Genomic DNA, 19,658 nt, shown 5'->3' with positions numbered 1-19,658 from the left:
ACTAGATCTCGGCTAAAGTTTTCAAATGAGCAGCCACACTGCGACCTAATGCCGAAAGGTTATATCCACCCTCAAGGCAACTCACAATCTTGCCCTCACAATACTGATTAGCAATCTCCATCAACTGCTTTGTCATCCAAACATAATCATCTTCAACCAGGCCCATTTGGCCTAAATCATCCTCACGGTGGGCATCAAAACCCGCTGAAATAATAATCAATTGGGGCTTAAATTCATGAAGACGTGGAATCCAGGTTTGACTAATCATTTCGCGCACAACCTTGCCGTTGGTGCTTGCTGGTAAGGGCACATTAACCATATTGTCTCCGCCATCAAGACCACTATATGGATAGAAGGGGTGCTGAAAAAAACTGCACATCAGTACATGAGGATCATTGATGAATGCAGCTTCTGTACCATTACCATGGTGGACATCAAAATCAATCACAGCCACTCGATCTAAACCATAGGTTTCAATCGCATAGCGTGTCGCAATAGCTACATTGTTAAATACACAAAATCCCATTGAGCGATGCGGCTCGGCATGATGCCCCGGGGGACGAATCGCACAAAATGCATTGTTCACTTCACCTTGCATGACTGCATCAACCGCTGCTATCGCGGCGCCAGCCGCACGTAACGAAACAGTCCAAGTGGCAGGGTTCATGATCGTATCCCCATCAATCATCGAGTAGCCACTAGAAGGTGCCTTACTCTTCACAAATGCTAAGTGATCCTCGCTATGAACTCGAGTGATATCCGCTTCCGAGGCAAGTGGTGGATCAATTCGCTTTAGGTGTGCATCAAGACGACTTTGGATTAACTGGTCCTCAATTGCTGCAATTCGTTCTGGGCATTCTGGGTGATGGCGGCCCATCTCGTGTTTCATAAAGTCGGGGTGGCTTATGTAGGCAGTACTCATATTTGTCTCTCAGTGAATAACAACTAACTATACTTAGTATGAATTTGTATTAAAAATACTATTTTTATTATCTTAGCGCGATCTTGAACTTTCTACCGTTTTTCTCCAGCCTCGCACTAACGGTTCTGTTAGGCGCTTGTGCATCCACCACTCAGCAGCCAGACACAGCCAACAATGAGGACCCGAAATCCATCGCAAAGGTCCCTCCGAGTAAGACCAGCACCTCCAATGCCAAACGAGATACATCATCACTCCAAGACCTCCTCAATCGAGTATCCGAGCAACAAAATATCCCCATAATATTTTTAGAGAATGGTTTTAAAGATGTCCAAAACCTATCTCAAATCAAAAAATTAGTTGCGCCCCCGCCAGTTAGCTTTCAAAAAAATTGGCGGGTATACCATTCGCGCTTTGTTGAACCGGCTCGGATTCGGGCCGGTCTTAGCTTTATTGAGCAAAATCGAGCCGCTCTAGAGGCTGCCGAATCAGAATCGGGTGTCCCTCATCAAGTCATTGCAGCCATTATCGGTGTGGAAACAATTTATGGTCGGCAAATGGGAAACTTTCGGGTCAAGGACGTACTGACCACGCTTGCTTTTGATTACCCAGAGGCCCCCAATCAAGCTGCGCGAGAGATTCTATTTGAGAATCAGCTCAAAGACCTGATTATTTTATGCTGGCAAGAGGCCAAGAACAGGCAAAATTATTTTAATCGTTGCCTCAATCAAAGTAGCTCTTATGCAGGCGCTATTGGCCTTCCTCAATTCATGCCTGGAAGTATTTTGCAATTTGCCACCGATGGTGATGGCGATGGCGTAATCGATCTTCGCAATAATCGACGCGATGCAATCTTTAGCGTCGCCAACTTTCTTAAAGTACACGGCTGGCAACCAGGTATGCCAATCTACTTTCCAGTGATTGAAAATGATAAAACGCAAGCAAAAATTATCGAACTCGCTGATGGCCAGCCGATTGCCAAAATCACGGTAGCAGAACTGATTCAATTGGGTATTTTGGAACCCAACAATGGTGATCTCCTTCAAGGCGGAGTAGAACCAAGCAGCAAGGCTTTGGTTGTTGATCTCCCTTCACCCGGAGCCAATCAAGAGACAGAAACTACTTACGTGGCTGGACTACAAAACTTTCTAAGTATCGTGAACTACAACCGCAGTTACTTTTATGCCCAAAGTGTTGCTGAATTTGCGCAGGCACTTGGGTATCAAAATAAAAGTGTGATCACGCGAGAGCGGATCGAGAAACTCGAGCAGGTGCCAGCTAGCAAAAATCGATCCACGCCAGCTAAAGCAGCTAAGAAAGATAGCAAAGCGAAGAAATCGAGCAAGCCACTAAAGCCAAGTAATTAGGCTGGGAATACGCCTGTTGATAAATAACGATCACCTCGATCGCACACAATAAAAACGATGGTGGCATTTTCAACCGTTTGCGCAACGCGTAGCGCGATGACTAAGGCGCCAGCAGCAGAAACACCACAAAAGATGCCTTCTTCCTTGGCCATGCGGCGTGCCATTTCCTCGGCCTCGGCCTGGGTCACGTATTCAATTCGATCGACGCGTTCGGCTTGATAGATTTTTGGTAAATAAGCAGGTGCCCATTTCCGAATTCCAGGAATCTGTGAACCCTCTTCGGGCTGTCCACCAATAATTTGAATGTCGGGATTCATTGACTTTAAATACGTCGACACGCCAGTAATTGTTCCTGTAGTCCCCATCGCAGAAACAAAATGAGTAATCTGGCCATGCGTATCGCGCCAAATCTCTGGCCCCGTAGTCTCGATATGAGCCCGCGGATTATCTGGATTAGCAAATTGATCCAATAGCTTTCCACGCCCCTCTTTTTGTAATTGCTCAGCGTAATCTCTGGCTAATTCCATCCCGCCAGAACTGGAAGTCAAAATAAGTTCTGCTCCATACGCAGCCATACTCTGTCGACGCTCGAGACTTTGGTTTTCCGGCATGACCAAAATAATTTTGTAGCCCAACATCGCCCCAACCATCGCGATTGCAATACCGGTATTACCACTCGTTGCCTCGATCAAGGTGTCTCCGGGCTTAATATCGCCCCGCAACTCAGCATGCTTGATCATCGACAGCGCGGGTCGGTCTTTGACCGACCCCGCTGGATTATTACCCTCCAACTTACCCAAAACTACATTACCGCGCCGCTCATTATCCATACCTGGAATACGCTGTAAACGAACCAATGGCGTGTTGCCAATGGTCTGAGAGATGGTTGGATAAAGTGCTGCGGATGGATTGGATTGGGTCATGGACTTATTTTAGCGACAACTCCATCAAAAGCAGTTGGTTTCAATAGCGCTGACGCGAACCAGTCGATCGCTCGCCCTCCGCCGCAGGCGCTTTAGCTTGATACTTCGGTGTCTTTTTAGTGGAACGCGCCTCTGCACGAGGGCTACTTTTTGTTTCACGGTATCCGCTTTGGCCTTCAATTTTCAAGCCATTCTCCATTAATTTGCCAACTGAGCGCTCACCAATACCTCGAACACGCGATTGCAAATCATATGAATCGTAAAATGCCCCGCCTTTTTCTCGCTCAGCAATAATTGCCTTTGCTTTTGAGGGTCCCAGTCCACGAATGCTCTCTAGCTCAGTTTGACTTGCCGTGTTGACGTTGACTGGAGCAGCATTTACAAAGGATGTACTAAGCGGCAATGCCAGCGCTAAAGCCATCATGCCAATCATCGATTGTTTGGATAAGGCGTTAGCGGATGTATGAAACAAAGACGATAAACCCATATATTTCTCCTTTGCGGTTGATGAATAATCCATGACGAATGTGTCACGGCTTTCCTCAACGCCCAATGGTCGATTGGGTTGACGAAATAAATGATCTAGAGGGGATTTGCTAAAAAATCAGAATTAGCCGATAGCCATTTGATATATTGACTGACACCGTGCTCAACATCTAGGAAGTGATCCGTATAACCTGCGGCCCTCAATTGTGTGAGATCAGCTTGGGTAAAACACTGATATTTACCTTGTAAATCATCCGGGAAAGGAATGTATTGAATAAGTCCCTGCTGAACTAGATCCGCTAAGGGTAACGCCGACTGATTGGCGAGCTTGCGCATAGTATTCACGGTTGCCAGTGCAACGTCGTTAAAGGGTTGAGCGCGACCGGTACCCAGATTAAAAATACCACTCTTATCTGGATGATCCAAGAAGAAGAGGTTCACTTTCACCACATCTTCAACGGAAACAAAGTCGCGCGATTGCTGACCTGGTGCGTAACCGCCATATTCTCCAAATAATTTGACTGTTTGGTTTTTTTTGAACTGATGGTAATGATGGAATGCAACCGAGGCCATCCGCCCTTTATGAGATTCGCGCGGTCCATATACATTGAAATACCGAAATCCTACAACTTGAGCTGTCGGAGCCTTCTCGGCCATACGTGCACGCATGTATTGGTCAAATAGGAATTTTGAGTACCCATAAATATTTAACGGCTTCTCATATTGCCGATCTTCCACAAACGTATCGGACCCTCCATAGGTTGCAGCCGATGATGCATATAGAAATGGAACCTTTTGATTAGTACAAATCTCGTAAAGATTGATGGAGTACTGATAATTATTGTTCATCATGAAAACTCCATCAGCCTCCATCGTGTCCGAACAAGCCCCCTCATGAAAAACTGCTTTTACTTTTCCAAACCAGCCTTCATGAAATCCCTCTAAAAAATCATTTTTATCAACGTAATCTGCGATATCCAAATCGGCCAAATTGCGATATTTGTCTGCAGGTCGCAAATCATCGACCGCAATAATATTTTTTTCACCACGGGCATTTAAAGCACGAACAATATTGGCGCCCACAAATCCGGCGGCACCAGTCACAATATAGGTCACTGTAGCTCCTCTGCACAAACGGTTGCCGTTCCCAGTTTACCGACCACTATGCCTCCAGCGCGATTGGCCAAGGCCATCGCACGCTCCAGAGGCCATTTGGCAGCCAATGCGACTGCTAAAGTAGCGATCACGGTGTCCCCAGCGCCTGACACATCAAATACCTCCCGCGCCTGGGCACGAACATGACTTGCGCCAGCCGATGTAAATAATGTCATGCCCTCCTCAGAGCGGGTTAACAGTAAAGCGTCGATCTCAAGCTGCTCTCTCAAGGCCTGAGCCTTTTGATTAAGCTCTGCTTCGCTCGACCACACGCCGACCACTTGCCGCAATTCGCTGCGATTGGGAGTTAATACGTTCGCACCTTTGTACTTCGCGTACGCATCACCCTTTGGGTCGACCAGAACAATCTTTTGTTTTGCCTTGGCTAGCGCAATCATGCTGGTCACTTGCTCTAAGGCGCCCTTACCGTAATCCGATAAGATGACAACATCGGTCTCGGGCAGTAATGTCTCAAACTGCTTGAGCTTCTGAGCCAGGGAACCCGAACTTGGAGCCTCCTCGAAGTCTAAACGAATCAATTGTTGCTGCCGGGCTATGACCCTTAATTTAACGGTAGTAGGCACCTGCGAATCCGTCTGTAAGCAGCTATGCACGCCACTGTCGTGCAATAAGGCTTCCACTCGTTTGCCGGCCTCATCAACTCCAATTACCCCTAGTAGACTAGTTTGCGCTCCCAAAGCAGAAGCGTTACGAGCTACGTTGGCTGCACCGCCTAAGCGCTCATCGATCTTGCCAACCTGCACCACAGGAACTGGGGCCTCAGGCGATATGCGACTCGTATCGCCAAACCAATAGCGATCGAGCATGACATCACCCACTACCAAAAGGCGGGTTTTGCTAAATTGTGTACGGTCGGCTTTTTCGGTCATCGCTCTAGATTCAATTCATAACTCAATTATGCCGACCAATACCGTAATACTCAAAACCAAGCTCAGTCATCGACTGGGGCTCATACAGATTACGCCCATCAAAAATGATCGGATTTTGCATTGCTTGCTTTAGGTGATCAAAATCGGGGCTACGAAATGCCTTCCACTCGGTCACAATGATTAATGCGCTAGCCCCTGCTAAGGCATCCTCAGGAGTCTTTACTAAAGAAACCCGCTTAAGTTCATCGGGCTTTGTCTGAAAATCCAATTCAAGTGCATGTTGGGCCTCGGTCATTGCTACTGGATCATGAGCGACCACTTGGGCACCCCGCTTAACCAGCTCCGCAATAATGAAGCGACTAGGCGCCTCTCGCATATCATCGGTATTCGGTTTAAATGCCAAACCCCACATTGCAAATCGATGCTTAGAAAGATCATTACCAAAACGTTTAGTGATCTTTTCAATTAATATCGTCTTTTGCTCGCGATTAACAGCCTCGACAGCCTCTAAGATTTTTAGATCTCGTCCATGCTGTAAGGCAGTTTTGGATAAGGCCGACACATCCTTAGGGAAACAAGAACCACCATAGCCAGTTCCTGCGTATAAAAATCCATAGCCAATCCGCGAGTCCGAACCAATACCCTGACGTACCGCTTCAATATCAGCGCCAACCGCATCCGCTAAATTAGCAAGCTCATTCATAAACGAGATACGCGTGGCCAACATCGCATTAGCAGCGTATTTTGTCAGCTCAGCACTCTTTACATCCATGTAATAGGTGCGCTCGTGATGCCGATTAAATGGCGCATAAAGTTTACGCATGAGTTCTTTAGCGCGCAGACCTGCAGCATCCTGATTAGTGCCAATCACAATGCGATCTGGGCGCATGAAGTCCTCGACTGCAGCACCCTCTTTCAAGAACTCCGGGTTAGAAACCACCGAGCACCATGCAGGATCTAAATTACGTTTTTTTAACTCCTCAACAATCGCTGCCGTGACTTTTTCAGCTGTACCGACCGGCACCGTCGACTTATCAACAATGACCTTTGAACAATTCATGTATTTACCGATATTACGAGCCGCAGCAATCACATACTGCAGATCCGCAGAGCCATCTTCATCCGGGGGGGTACCTACGGCAATAAACTGAATTTCACCATGTTCAACAGCCGCCGCAACGTCGGTTGAAAATTGAATGCGCCCTGCAGAGCGATTGCGAGCAATCATTTCTTGCAATCCGGGTTCGTAAATTGGGACTCCGCCAGAATTTAAGATATCGATCTTTTTTTGGTCGAGGTCTAAACAAAAAACCGTATTACCAAGTTCGGCTAAACACGCCCCGGTAACCAATCCTACATAGCCACTGCCAACGATAGTAACTTTCAATCCTTACCCCTAAATATCGAATATTAACTGGATGATTTGCATGATTTATTACATCGACGGACCACTTGGAACTGCGCCTTCAGTCCGTCGCGGTGAGTATGCCTCCCAATGATTACAGCCAGGGCATTGCCAATAAAAACGCCTTGCTCGAAATCCGCAATTTCCACAGGTATAACGTGCTAAGGCGGTTGTCCGCTGTTTTAACAATCCAAGAGTGGATTTAAGATCAGCCACCCGCGTTTCTGGACCAGTCACCTCTGCTAAGGCTAAACGGGTTTCCGCTAACTTTGATAATGCACTGAGCGTCGGTGAATGTTGCATCACATCGACCAACATCACCTCGGCCGCCTGAGCCCCCCGAATTTGCATCATATGCTTATGCACAATATCCAAGAGCTCACCAATTGCTTGTGTTTTTAGGAGGCCAAGTAATTGATCCAAGCCGAGATTCACCTGATTTACAGCATGGTGTGCCGCCATCCAACGATCAGCCACTAAGTGCATATAGGCCGGATTTTCTCTCGCCACGATTGCCCAGACATCGATCGCTTGTTGGGGGCGCTCATTCGCTAAATAGAAATCCCCTTGCAATATTAGAGCGCGCGCATGATTTGGAATTGCCGATAGCGCGTGATGGATTGCTCCCTCTGCCTCAGGAAAATCAGTCCGTCGCAAAGCCTCCTGAGCAATCTCACAGTAGAACTGCGCGATTTCTAATTGATGGCTTTTGTCTTGCAAACCCTGCAGTTCGTTAGCAGCAATGATTGCTTTTTTCCAATCCTTCTCAACCTGGTACATCTCTAAAAGACTCTCTTTGGCCGGTATGGCATATTTACCCGCACCGACTTGATTGAGAGACGCTTCAGCGCGATCCAATAAGCCTGCTCGCAAAAAATCACGGCCAAGCTCATAAGCAGCATGATCTCGATCACGCGGCTTTAAATCTTCACGGTTGGCCAGATGTTGATGAACGCGAATTGCTCGCTCGGTCTCACCACGACGACGAAATAGATTGCCCAGGGAAAAATGCAAATCAACCGTTTCTGGATCCAATTGAGCGACCTTGACTAGGGTTTCGATCGCCTGATCCGGTTGTTCATTGAGTAATAGATTTAAACCCTTGAACGTAGAGCGCTGCTGTTTTAGTCGCTCACGCTCATCCTGGCGTGCCTCTAAGCGCAAATCCCAGCGCGAAGCCAGCCAACCCAAACCAAAGAATATGGGGATCAGGAGTAACCAACCGGTTTCAATTTGAATCATTTCAGTGGCGAATGAATAGACGTACTATTTTTAGATCCTTGGGAGATCTACCACCACAGGATTAGGCACCCGAACTTCCTGAATCAAGAATAATTTTTTGATCGAGCGGCTTGTAATCAACGCGTTCACGAAGTTCCTTACCTGGTTTGAAGTGAGGAACGCGCTTTTCTGGAATGAGAACCTTTTCTCCTGACTTGGGATTGCGTCCGGTACGAGCAGGTCGATGATGCAATACAAAACTGCCCACACCCCGCAGCTCAATACGCTTTCCCTCAGCTAAAGCTTGGGTCATCGTATCAAGCAAGGTTTTTACTGCTAGCTCCACATCCCGAGGCAAGAGTTGCGGAAACTGCTCCGCAAGGCTCTCTACAAGCTCAGAACGGGTTATCGCTTGGTGCTCTTGATCTGACATATCTAATTAGCCCGCCACCGCATGGATGGCGGAATCACCTTAGTTTTGATTATCCATCTTCGCTTTCAACAGGGCGCCAAGATTAGTCGTGCCAGAGCCAGCATCGCCCTGTAACTTATTCATAGCATCTTGTTGATCAGCGCTATCTTTTGCCTTGATCGATAAATTAATCGAACGTGATTTGCGATCAATATTAATGATCATGGCGGTGACAGAATCGCCCTCTTTCAGAGCATTGCGTGCATCTTCAACACGATCAGTCGAAATCTCGGAGGCGCGCAGATAACCCTCCACCTCATCAGCAAGAGCAATCACAGCGCCCTTCGCATCAACACTCTTCACGGTACCAGTGACCATACTGCCTTTGTCACTCGTCGAGGTAAAGTTATTGAAGGGATCGCCTGACATTTGCTTGATACCAAGTGAGATGCGCTCTTTCTCAACATCAATTGCTAATACAACGGCCTCTAGCTCATCGCCTTTCTTAAATGCCTTGACTGCTTCTTCGCCTGGTTCATTCCAAGACAAATCAGATAGGTGAACTAAACCATCGATTCCACCAGGCAAGCCAATAAAGACGCCAAAATCGGTAATCGACTTAATAGCCCCTTTAATCTTGTCACCCTTTTGATGGCTACGTGAGAACTCTTCCCATGGATTTGCTTTGCATTGCTTGATACCTAAGCTAATACGACGCTTATCTTCATCAATATCCAAGACCATGACTTCCACTTCAGTTCCTAAGGAAACTGCTTTGCTTGGAGCCACGTTCTTATTGGTCCAATCCATTTCCGATACGTGAACCAAACCTTCAATGCCGCTCTCGATTTCAACGAATGCGCCGTAATCGGTCAGATTAGTAACCTTACCAAAAAGACGTGTGTTTGGAGGGTAACGACGCGCAATACCAACCCAAGGATCGTCGCCTAACTGCTTAATACCCAAAGAAACACGGTTTTTCTCTTGATCAAACTTCAGAATCTTCGCAGTTACCTCTTGACCAACGGTCAGCATCTCGCTGGGGTGGCGTACACGACGCCATGCCAAGTCGGTAATGTGAAGAAGACCATCGATACCACCGAGATCAACGAATGCGCCGTAATCGGTAATATTTTTAATGGTGCCCTGAACAACACTACCCTCTTGGAGGTTAGACATCATCTTCGCACGCTCTTCACCTTGGCTGGCCTCAACCACCGCACGGCGCGAGAGAACGACGTTATTGCGCTTACGGTCCAATTTAATGACCTTAAACTCCATCGTCTTACCTTCGTAAGGACTGGTATCTTTGATTGGACGGGTATCAACGAGCGATCCAGGCAAAAAGGCACGAATACCGTTCACCATCACGGTCAATCCACCTTTTACCTTGCCGGTAACAGTACCAGTAACGATCTCAGCCCCCTCGAGGGCTTTTTCAAGGTTCATCCAAGATGCAAGGCGTTTTGCCTTATCGCGTGACAAAATCGTATCGCCATAGCCATTTTCTAAGGCATCAATTGCGACGGATACGAAATCACCAGGGTTAACTTCGAGCTCGCCCTGGTCATTTTGGAATTCTTCAACGGGTATAAATGCTTCGGACTTAAGGCCGGCATTAACAACCACAAAATTATGATCAATACGAACGACTTCAGCCGAAATAACCTGGCCGGTTTTCATATTAGAACGAGTTAGGGATTCTTCAAATAGTGCTGCAAAAGATTCAGACATGAGGTTCACTTTGTGCCGTCAACTACTGACGGGTTAGGTTAATCAAACTCAAGTTAGCGGATTTTTTACCGTAGGAGCTAACTTAAGCACCAAACTTCAACTTCTAATTTCTATTTACGACTTGCAACTTGGTACCAAGAAAGTACCTGCTCAACTGCTTGATCAACGGATAACTTCGAGGTATCGAGCAAATAAGCCCCTTCTGCTTGCTTCAAAGGCGCGGTTGCTCGTTGAATGTCGCGGGCATCACGTTCCTGCAAATCTTGCAAAAGGACATTCATTCTAGCAGAAATTCCCTTAGCGATCAATTGCTTATATCGACGCTCCGCCCGAGCCTCGACACTAGCAGTTAAAAATACCTTTAAAAGGGCATTGGTAAAGATCCGGCTCGCCATATCTCGGCCATCGGCCACCAAGCCTGGACTCCTTCGAAACCCCCTCTGGAGGGCTAATAGAGCATCTCGTACCTCTGGATAAACTGCAATTTGAGATGCCAAAACCCCAATCGACTCATCTCGAATGGCCTCTGTGACATCCAGATTTCCGAGGAAAACTAGTCCATTTTTAAATTCAATCTGCATGGTGAGGGCAAGCTCACCCAAAGCGCCGTAATCGGATGGCGAAATACCATTTTGCTGGCTGGCAAGAGCCACTAGACGATACAGGGCACCGCTGTCCAGGTAATGAAATCCAAGGTGATTTGCAACGTGCATAGCCACTGTCCCTTTACCAGAGGCAGTAGGTCCGTCGATTGCAATAACTGGGGGCTGGTTCAACCCAAGTACTCCTTCACGAGAAATTAATTAGCGATTCGTGCTAACTCTGAAAAGTAATGCGGAAAGGTTTTAGCAACGCAAAGCGGATCATTAATCACGATTGGCTTCGGACCAAAAGCTGCTAACGAGAAACACATCGCCATGCGGTGATCGTCATAGGTATCGATTCCCATTGGTGGAGTCTGCCATTGCCCATTACTTAATGGATGAATCTCAATGAAATCATCACCCTCATGAACCACAGCCCCTAATTTGCGCAGTTCGGTTGCCATGGCTGCAATCCGATCGGTTTCTTTCACCCTCCAACTCGCAATTTTCTCTAATCGTGTTTTTCCTTGAGCAAATAATGCCATCACAGCTAAGGTCATCGCTGCATCTGGAATCGTTGTACAGTCAATTGTGATCCCTCGCAACATTCCATCAAGATGATTTACACCGCAAGTCTCTAAAAAATCATCGCCACGCAACACGCGTGCTCCCATTTGCTCAATGGCATCTGCAAAAGCAATATCACCTTGAATACTATTTTTACCAACCCCAAGAACGCGCACCGGACCACGGCCAAGTACACCGGCTGCCAAAAAATAGGATGCGGAGGATGCATCACCCTCAACCCAGAGGGTTTGTGGGCTCTTGTAAACGGCTCCCGTTTGGGTGGGGGCAATCACAAACTGATGCGGCGTAGGATTCTTAACCTTCACCCCAAACTGAGCCATTAATTGAATCGTAATGTTGATGTATGGCCTAGAAATGAGCTCGCCAATTACTTCAATCTGAATCGGTTTGCGCGTCACCAGCGGAAGCGCCATCAACAAAGCAGTTAAAAATTGGCTGGAGACATCGCCCCGCACTCGAATTACTTCAGGTGGTGCAACCCTAGCTGCATGGATTTGGATTGGTGGATAACCAACCGCTTGCTCGTAAGTAATCTGTGCACCAATTTGCTGAAGTCCATCAACTAAATCGCCAATCGGTCGCTCATGCATCCGCGGCACCCCAGAGAGCCGGTATTTGCCCTCTTGCATGACCAATGCTGCCGTGAGAGGCCGAATCGCGGTTCCAGCATTACCCATAAATAAATCAGCGTGCTTCACTGGAAAAATGCCAGCACAACCCGTCACTTCACAATCACGACCATGATCCTCAACCTTCACACCCAATTGGCGCAAGGCATTACGCATCACCTGGGTGTCATCCGCATCAAGTAATTGCTTAAGAGTGGTCGTACCGCTTGCTAATGCTGCGAGTAACAATGCCCGATTCGAAATACTTTTTGATCCAGGCAAGGTCATCTGACCCTTAGCGCCTTGAAAAGGTCCAATCTGCAATGACTCGCTCGCCATTACGACTCTTCCCACCGCTTGCGCGCTTCACTGGCTTTAAGAAAAACCTTCTCAAGCGCTTGCGAATCCTCTTTAGCAATCAGCTCACGTAGAGCCTTTGCAATCACAAGATATTGGTCCAGTTCCTGCAAAATCGCTGATTTATTAGCAAGGCAAATATCACGCCACATCTCTGGGCTGGAAGCGGCTATTCGCGTGAAATCCCTAAATCCTGCGCCTGCGTGACCAAGTTTTTGCTCCGCATCCTCAGAATTGAGAACGCTCGTCATTAATGCATATGACAACAAATGGGGCAAATGCGAAACCGCTGCGTAGATTGCATCGTGCTGAATTGCCGATATCCGTTTGATACGCGAACCCAGTGCCTGCCAAAAACTCTCGACCAAAGCCACATCCGCAGCAGAGTTCTCTTGCAACTGACAAATAATGGTTTGCTTTCCCTGAAATAAATTAGCTTTTGCGGCAACAACGCCATGCTGTGCCCCACCCGCAATCGGATGGGCTGGAACAAATTGACAAACCTTCTTACCCAAAATCTCCTTGGCCGCCACAATCAGGTCGCTTTTAGTGCTGCCTGCATCCGTAATTAAAGTGTGCGGATTTAAATGCGGCTCAATCGTTTGAAAGCATGCGCGCATTTGCGCAACGGGAACGCACAAAACGATCCACTGGGCTTGTTTACATGCGCCCTCAAGATTATCGATGCGATCAATCGCACCTAATTTTTTAGCCTCTTCTAGATTGCTTGCGCTTCGACCCACCCCGATCACTTCAGTGACAACCCCGGCATCCTTTAGTGCCAAGCCAATCGATCCGCCAATCAAACCAACGCCAACGATGGCGACCGTTCCAAACTGATTGCGACTCATGCCGTACCTTGTGGCTGATTCAAAATAGCGTTGAGGGCTTGAATGCAAATAGCATTTTCTTCTGGCAAACCGATCGAGATTCTGAGCCATTGGGGTAGCCCATAGTTACCAACGGGTCGCACGATCACACCCCGCTTTAATAACTCGCGGTTAACGCGTGCACCCGCTTCATTGTCATTGCCCACCTTCACTAAGACAAAATTTCCTGATGAGGGTAAGTAGGTTAAACCCATCTGTTCAAAAGCATTTGTCAACTGTTCATAACCGGCTCGATTTAATTCATAGCCCCGCTGTAAAAATGCGTCGTCGCCTAGGGCTGCAATTGCGGCAGCTTGTGCCAAGCTATTGACATTAAACGGCTGTCGAATTCGATTTAGCAGATCCGTTAAATGGGGCTGTGCAATACCGTAGCCAATCCGCAGTCCTGCCAATCCGTAAGCTTTCGAAAAGCTACGTGAGACCACTAAGTTGGGGTATTTTTTTACCCAAGCGATTGCGTCGTAGCGCTGCTCTGGGGCAAGGTACTCGTTATATGCCTCGTCTAGTACCACCACGACATGAGGTGGTACTTGAGTGAGAAATGACTCAATGACTTTGGGTTCAAGATAACTACCGGTAGGATTATTTGGGTTCGCTACGAATACCAACTTGGCAGTTTCCCCGAGTGATCGCAGGGTCTGTAGCATAGCCGGCAGATCGTGTCCGTACCTTGCATCGGCGGCAACTTCCACTGCTTTGGCACCAATCGCTTGAGTTGCCAAAGGGTAAACCGCAAACGCGTGTTTAGAAAATACGACAGCATCGCCAGCGTGCGCTACTGCTCTAGCAGTGAGCTCTAAAATATCATTGCTGCCATTTCCCAAGGTAATCCAGTCTTCTGGAACCCCAAGACGTTTTGATAAAACCTGCTTGAGTTCAAAGCCATTGGAATCAGGATAACGGCCCAGATCATTGGCGGCACGCAACATTGCTTCTTTGGCCGATGTTGGCATTCCCAAGGGATTTTCATTAGAAGCCAACTTCACAATCGCGCTTTCGTCTAAACCAAACTCGCGCGCTACCTCGCTAATGGGTCTACCACCAACATAGGGTGCAATCGCGTGCACATGGTCTAAGCCAATTTTTTTGGTCATGAATCAGACTCTTAATTTTTAGCGCGGGGATAGGAACCGAGGTTTTTATAAAAAGCAGCAATCGTTTTTAACTCAGCAATCGCAGTGGCTACCTTGGCATCACTGGTATGCCCTTCAATATCAATATAGAAATGGTATTCCCAAGATCCCTTGCGGGCTGGTCGCGATTCAAACCGTGTCATGGAGACGCCATGCTTAGCCAATGGTCCCAATAAGTGGTGAACAGCCCCAGGTTGATTGGCAACCGACAGTACCAAAGAGGTCTGATCTTGTCCGCATGGCTGGCAGGCATATTGGCCGATCACGACAAATCGTGTGCGGTTATTGGGATCATCCTGAATCTGCGCTGCAACGATTTGCAAACCATACGCCAATTGGGCTGGCTCACCTGCAATCGCAGCAATACTTGAATCCTTGCTCGCCATCCGCGCAGCCTCTGCATTACTACTGACGGCTTGACGCTGTAATTGCGGGGCATGCACACTTAACCACTGTTGGCATTGGGCCAAAGCCTGGGCATGGGCGCAAACCGTTTTTACGCCATCTAAATTTCCATGCTTTGTTAACAAATGATGCCGGATGGGCAACACAACTTCACCACTAATTTGCAGTGGGCTCTCTAGCAGCAAATCTAAGGTTCGAGAAACAGCGCCTTCGCTGGAATTCTCAACCGGCACAACGCCAAACGTGGCGGCTCCTTTTTCAACGGCTTTGAAGACCTCATCCAAACTCACGCATGGCAAACCAGAAATCGACTGGCCAAAGAATTGATGCGCCGCTTGCTCCGAGAAGGTACCTGTTGGCCCTAAATATGCGATAGTTTGCTTAGATTCCAAGGCGCGGCATGCGGACATGATTTCGCGCCAGATCGAAGCAAGGCCCTCAGCCAGTAACGGACCGGGATTTTTTTGCAAAACATTCTGGATCACCTGATTTTCTCGTTCAGGACGAAAAATAGGCGCAGATGACTCATTCTTAATATGGCCGACTTCTTGAGCAGCCTTTGCTCGCTTGGATAAAAGCTCTAATAGCTCTTGATCAATCGCATCAATTTGAGCGCGAAGCGGAGTCAATCGTTGATCATCATTTGACATTAGGCACGCCTTTCAAACTCTCGCATAAACTCCACCAAGGTCTTAACGCCCGCAACTGGCATCGCATTGTAAATACTAGCGCGCATCCCTCCAGCGGCCTTATGACCTCGTAAGGCCGCCAGACCAGCGGCGCTCGATTGTTCCAAAAACTCTGCATTTAAACCTTCGTCTTTCAGAAAGAAAGTAACATTGGTTCTCGAACGGCACTTTGGATCCACACGACTTTCATAAAGCGAACTTTGGTCAATAAATTCATATAGCATCGACGACTTTTGCTGACTACGACGCTCCATTTCCGCTACTCCACCTTGCCGCTTAATCCATTCAAATACTAAGCCGGAAACATAAATTGGGAAAGTGGGTGGAGTATTAAACATCGATTGATTTGCTGCTTCCTTTGCCCAATCCCAGATTGAAGGGGTAATGGGCATCGCATGACCCATGAGGTCTTTGCGCACAATCACAATGGTCACGCCAGCAGGACCAATATTCTTCTGAGCGCCTGCGAAAAGTACGCCACACTCGCTCACATTCATTGCTTTTGAAAGAATATTGCTCGAGATATCAGCAACCAAAGGGGTTTTACCAAGCTTTGGAAACTTAGCAAATTCAACGCCACCGATCGTCTCATTCGCACAAATGTGTACATAGGCTGCATCTTGGGATAAGGTCCATGTGCTTTGATCGGGAATCGATCGAAATCCCTGTGCTTGCGAACTAGCAGCGATATGAGCTTCCCCATATTTTTGCGCTTCCTTCACTGATTTCTCAGACCAAATTCCAGTCACTACAAAGTCTGCTTTGGGTTTACTTGCTAGCGGCATCAAGTTCATTGGAATTGCCGCATTCTGACCGATACCACCACCTTGTAGTAACAAGATTTCATAATCGCTTGGAATAGCCATGAGCTCACGAAGATCGGCTAGAGTTTTTTCATAGACCGCCATAAACTCTTTGCTGCGGTGACTAATTTCCATCACACTTGTACCGAGACCCTGCCAGTTCAAGAGTTCGTCGCGAGCTTGCTCCAAAACCTCATCGGGTAGGGTTGCCGGGCCCGCTGCGAAGTTATAAATGCGGCGGTCAAAACTCATCATGCAGTCCGGTTAGTCGAGGCTCAGCTTAGGCATCAGGCGATACATCTGACTCGCTATTGCTTTGCTCATCGCCCATGTCATCGCCTTCTTCATCCGAATCACTCTCCGCAATGCGTTGCAATCCAGATAAATGGGTTCCTTCATCGACGTTAATTAGAGTGACGCCCTGTGTGGCACGCCCCATCTCCCGAATCTCGGATACCCGCGTACGAACGAGCACTCCACCCGTGGTAATTAACATGATTTGATCTTCTGGTGAAACTAGGGCTGCGGCAACGACCTTACCATTTCTCTCGCTGGTCTGAATTGCAATCATGCCCTTCGTACCGCGCCCATGACGAGTGTACTCAGCAATCGGGGTGCGCTTACCGTAACCATTCTCGGTTGCGGTTAGAACACTATTTGGCGCTGCTGCATCTTCAACTGCCGCCACAGCCCCCTCGGCAACTTCCGCAGGAGCAACTAGCATGGCAATCACCTCTTGCCCATCCGAGAGATTCATGCCACGAACACCGCGGGCGGTGCGACCCATCGGTCGCACATCATTCTCATCAAAACGAACAGCTTTACCTGCATCCGAGAACAACATCACATCATGCTTACCGTCTGTAATAGCCGCTCCAACTAAAAAGTCGCCCTCATCTAAATCAACCGCAATGATTCCGGCTTTGCGAGGATTCGAAAAGTCTGATAAGCGAGTTTTCTTAACGGTGCCCCGGCGAGTTGCCATAAACACATAGTGATCATCTTCATAACCCTGAATCGGCAAAATCACAGTGATCTTTTCGCCCTCGACTAAGGGGAACATATTGACAATTGGTTTGCCGCGCGATGTTCGGCTTCCCTGTGGAACTTCCCAAACCTTTAACCAATACATCCGACCCCGGTCGGAGAAACACAAAATCGTATCGTGCGTATTGGCGACAAAAAGAGTGTCAATCCAGTCTTCATCTTTTGTTGCTGCCGCTTGCTTGCCCCGGCCCCCACGCTTTTGTGCCCGGTATTCGCTCAAGGGTTGGCTCTTCATGTACCCAGCGTGAGAAAGTGTTACCACCATATCGGTTGGGGTAATTAAATCTTCAGTAAAGAGCTCTGTGGCATTCATTTCGATGAATGAGCGACGACCTGAATCGCTGCCATCAGCACCAAACTCCGCCTTTACTTCGAGCAACTCGGTCTCAATCACTTTGGTAACGCGCTCAGGCCTTGCAAGCAGATCCAATAGATCAGCAATTTGATCCATCACTTCTTTGTACTCGTTCACGATCTTGTCTTGCTCAAGACCAGTCAAACGCTGGAGGCGCATTTGCAGAATTTCTTGGGCTTGATCATCGGATAAGCGGTAGAGTCCGCTGTCTTGCATGCCATATTCTGGCAAAAGACCTTCGGGTCGGAAGGCGTTACGACCACCTGGAGCCTCGCCTTCAGCGCGGGCTAGCATCTCGCGAACTAACGATGAGTCCCAAGCTTGAGCCATTAACTCCTGTTTGGCAACCACTGGATTAGCTGCTGCCTTAATGATGGCAATAAATCGATCGATATTGGCCAGGGCAACAGCAAGACCTTCAAGAACATGGCCTCGTTCACGCGCTTTACGTAACTCAAAAATGGTACGTCGTGTAATCACCTCGCGGCGATGTGCCAAGAAATACTCAAGCATTTGCTTAAGGTTTAGTAGACGAGGCTGATTGTCTACCAGAGCCACCATATTCATACCGAAGTTGTCTTGAAGCTGGGTGCTCTTATATAGATTATTGAGAACGACTTCGGGTACTTCACCGCGCTTCAGTTCGATTACAACGCGCATTCCCGATTTGTCAGACTCATCGCGCAAATCCGAGATGCCCTCAATTTTTTTCTCATTGACCAACTCGGCAATGCGCTCAAGCAGGTTTTTCTTATTCACTTGATAGGGCAACTCATCCACAATGATGGCTTGGCGCTGCCCCTTATCCATATCCTCAAAATGGGTCTTAGCACGCATCACGACTCGACCACGTCCAGTCCGATACCCCTCACGAACTCCCTGAACGCCGTAAATGATTCCAGCGGTTGGAAAATCGGGTGCCGGAATAATCTCAATCAATTCATCAATGGTGCAGTCCGGCTGATGCAGGACATGAAGGCAGGCCTTGATGACCTCGTCCAAGTTGTGAGGTGGAATATTGGTGGCCATTCCTACCGCAATGCCGGAGGAGCCATTAATTAACAAGTTGGGAACCTTTGCAGGAAGGATCAGCGGTTCTTTTTCACTGCCGTCATAGTTCGGCCCAAAGTCAACGGTCTCCTTATCCAAATCCGCTAATAGCTCATGGGCGATCTTACGAAGCCGAATCTCGGTGTACCGCATTGCCGCTGCATTATCACCATCGACCGATCCGAAGTTACCCTGACCGTCGACCAACATGTAGCGCAATGAGAAATCCTGGGCCATGCGGACGATCGTGTCATAAACCGCCGTATCGCCATGAGGGTGGTACTTACCGATCACGTCACCCACAATACGTGCAGATTTCTTAAAAGCCCGGTTCCAATCGTTGTTTAATTCATACATGGCGTATAAAACCCGGCGGTGTACGGGTTTTAACCCATCCCGCACGTCCGGCAAGGCTCTGCCGACAATTACGCTCATGGCGTAGTCCAAATAGGACCGCCGCATTTCGTCTTCTAGGGATATCGGGAGTGTTTCTTTAGCGGCTTGTTCCATCTCGAAATAATATCATTTCGTAGACACATAACCTGTGCTAATATTCTGATAGTTAGTACCTATTTATGTTGTAGCGCTTTAGGCTTTTTTGGGCTTTTAGGCGATTCGGTTGCATTAATTTATTAAA

16 protein-coding genes and 1 pseudogene are annotated in these 19,658 nt (G+C 47.8%); 1 reads left to right on the top strand and 16 read right to left on the bottom strand.

Features of this window, described 5'->3' with window-relative positions; all coding sequences use genetic code 11:
- Nucleotide 1: 1 nt before the first annotated feature.
- The gene (locus ICV32_RS02415; RefSeq protein ID WP_215371629.1) at nt 2-922 is read right to left on the bottom strand and encodes a histone deacetylase family protein; all 921 of its coding nucleotides are present in this window, start codon (nt 920-922) and stop codon (nt 2-4) included.
- Nucleotides 923-1,005: 83 nt separating this feature from the next.
- Here ICV32_RS02415 and ICV32_RS02410 point away from each other — a divergent pair, with 83 nt between their 5' ends.
- Nucleotides 1,006-2,286, top strand: coding sequence for a lytic murein transglycosylase (locus ICV32_RS02410; RefSeq protein WP_215371627.1), 1,281 nt, complete (start codon nt 1,006-1,008; stop codon nt 2,284-2,286).
- Here ICV32_RS02410 and cysM read toward each other — a convergent pair.
- From cysM to gyrA, 15 genes and pseudogenes are all read right to left on the bottom strand, one after another.
- The gene (cysM, locus tag ICV32_RS02405; RefSeq protein WP_215371625.1) at nt 2,283-3,209 is read right to left on the bottom strand and encodes a cysteine synthase CysM; all 927 of its coding nucleotides are present in this window, start codon (nt 3,207-3,209) and stop codon (nt 2,283-2,285) included. The genes ICV32_RS02410 and cysM overlap by 4 nt on opposite strands.
- 40 nt (nt 3,210-3,249) lie before the next feature.
- On the bottom strand, nt 3,250-3,696 hold the full coding sequence (locus tag ICV32_RS02400; protein ID WP_215371624.1) for a ComEA family DNA-binding protein: 447 nt from the start codon (nt 3,694-3,696) through the stop codon (nt 3,250-3,252).
- A 95-nt stretch (nt 3,697-3,791) separates the two neighbouring features.
- Nucleotides 3,792-4,811 (bottom strand): ADP-glyceromanno-heptose 6-epimerase, encoded by a 1,020-nt coding sequence (gene rfaD, locus ICV32_RS02395; RefSeq protein WP_215371622.1) that lies wholly within the window; start codon nt 4,809-4,811, stop codon nt 3,792-3,794.
- Nucleotides 4,808-5,740, bottom strand: a complete 933-nt coding sequence (gene rfaE1, locus ICV32_RS02390) for a D-glycero-beta-D-manno-heptose-7-phosphate kinase (RefSeq protein ID WP_215371620.1) — start codon at nt 5,738-5,740, stop codon at nt 4,808-4,810. The genes rfaD and rfaE1 overlap by 4 nt, the downstream gene beginning before the upstream one ends.
- 22 nt (nt 5,741-5,762) lie before the next feature.
- Complete coding sequence (locus tag ICV32_RS02385; protein WP_215371618.1) at nt 5,763-7,127, bottom strand: UDP-glucose/GDP-mannose dehydrogenase family protein; 1,365 nt, start codon at nt 7,125-7,127, stop codon at nt 5,763-5,765.
- A 48-nt stretch (nt 7,128-7,175) separates the two neighbouring features.
- Nucleotides 7,176-8,387, bottom strand: coding sequence for a lipopolysaccharide assembly protein LapB (gene lapB, locus ICV32_RS02380; RefSeq protein WP_215371617.1), 1,212 nt, complete (start codon nt 8,385-8,387; stop codon nt 7,176-7,178).
- A 115-nt stretch (nt 8,388-8,502) separates the two neighbouring features.
- A pseudogene (locus ICV32_RS02375) lies at nt 8,503-8,799 on the bottom strand (integration host factor subunit beta); the annotation flags it as partial.
- A gap of 39 nt (nt 8,800-8,838) precedes the next feature.
- The gene (gene rpsA / locus ICV32_RS02370; protein ID WP_215371615.1) at nt 8,839-10,512 is read right to left on the bottom strand and encodes a 30S ribosomal protein S1; all 1,674 of its coding nucleotides are present in this window, start codon (nt 10,510-10,512) and stop codon (nt 8,839-8,841) included.
- A 110-nt stretch (nt 10,513-10,622) separates the two neighbouring features.
- A complete protein-coding gene (gene cmk, locus ICV32_RS02365; protein WP_215371613.1) occupies nt 10,623-11,288 on the bottom strand; it encodes a (d)CMP kinase in 666 nt (221 codons plus the stop codon).
- Nucleotides 11,289-11,311: 23 nt separating this feature from the next.
- Nucleotides 11,312-12,631 carry a 3-phosphoshikimate 1-carboxyvinyltransferase gene (gene aroA / locus ICV32_RS02360; RefSeq protein WP_215371612.1) on the bottom strand — a complete coding sequence of 440 codons (1,320 nt, stop codon included), beginning with the start codon at nt 12,629-12,631 and terminating at the stop codon, nt 11,312-11,314.
- Entirely contained in the window at nt 12,631-13,500 is an 870-nt protein-coding gene (locus ICV32_RS02355) for a prephenate dehydrogenase/arogenate dehydrogenase family protein (RefSeq protein WP_215371610.1), read from the bottom strand. The genes aroA and ICV32_RS02355 overlap by 1 nt, the downstream gene beginning before the upstream one ends.
- Nucleotides 13,497-14,633, bottom strand: a complete 1,137-nt coding sequence (gene hisC / locus ICV32_RS02350; protein ID WP_215371608.1) for a histidinol-phosphate transaminase — start codon at nt 14,631-14,633, stop codon at nt 13,497-13,499. Before hisC ends, ICV32_RS02355 begins: the two co-directional genes overlap by 4 nt.
- An 11-nt stretch (nt 14,634-14,644) precedes the next feature.
- The gene (gene pheA, locus ICV32_RS02345; protein ID WP_215371606.1) at nt 14,645-15,727 is read right to left on the bottom strand and encodes a prephenate dehydratase; all 1,083 of its coding nucleotides are present in this window, start codon (nt 15,725-15,727) and stop codon (nt 14,645-14,647) included.
- Nucleotides 15,727-16,821 carry a 3-phosphoserine/phosphohydroxythreonine transaminase gene (serC, locus tag ICV32_RS02340; protein ID WP_215372501.1) on the bottom strand — a complete coding sequence of 365 codons (1,095 nt, stop codon included), beginning with the start codon at nt 16,819-16,821 and terminating at the stop codon, nt 15,727-15,729. Before serC ends, pheA begins: the two co-directional genes overlap by 1 nt.
- A 28-nt stretch (nt 16,822-16,849) precedes the next feature.
- Nucleotides 16,850-19,531: a DNA gyrase subunit A gene (gene gyrA, locus ICV32_RS02335; RefSeq protein ID WP_215371604.1), complete on the bottom strand. Its 2,682-nt coding sequence runs from the start codon at nt 19,529-19,531 to the stop codon at nt 16,850-16,852.
- Between the last annotated feature and the right edge of the window lie 127 nt (nt 19,532-19,658).

Origin of the sequence: Polynucleobacter sp. MWH-UH24A (assembly GCF_018687475.1) — a bacterium.
Classification (GTDB): Bacteria; Pseudomonadota; Gammaproteobacteria; order Burkholderiales; family Burkholderiaceae; genus Polynucleobacter.
The sequence above is the reverse complement of the archived record's forward strand: the minus strand, read 5'-3'. Positions and strand labels throughout refer to the sequence as shown.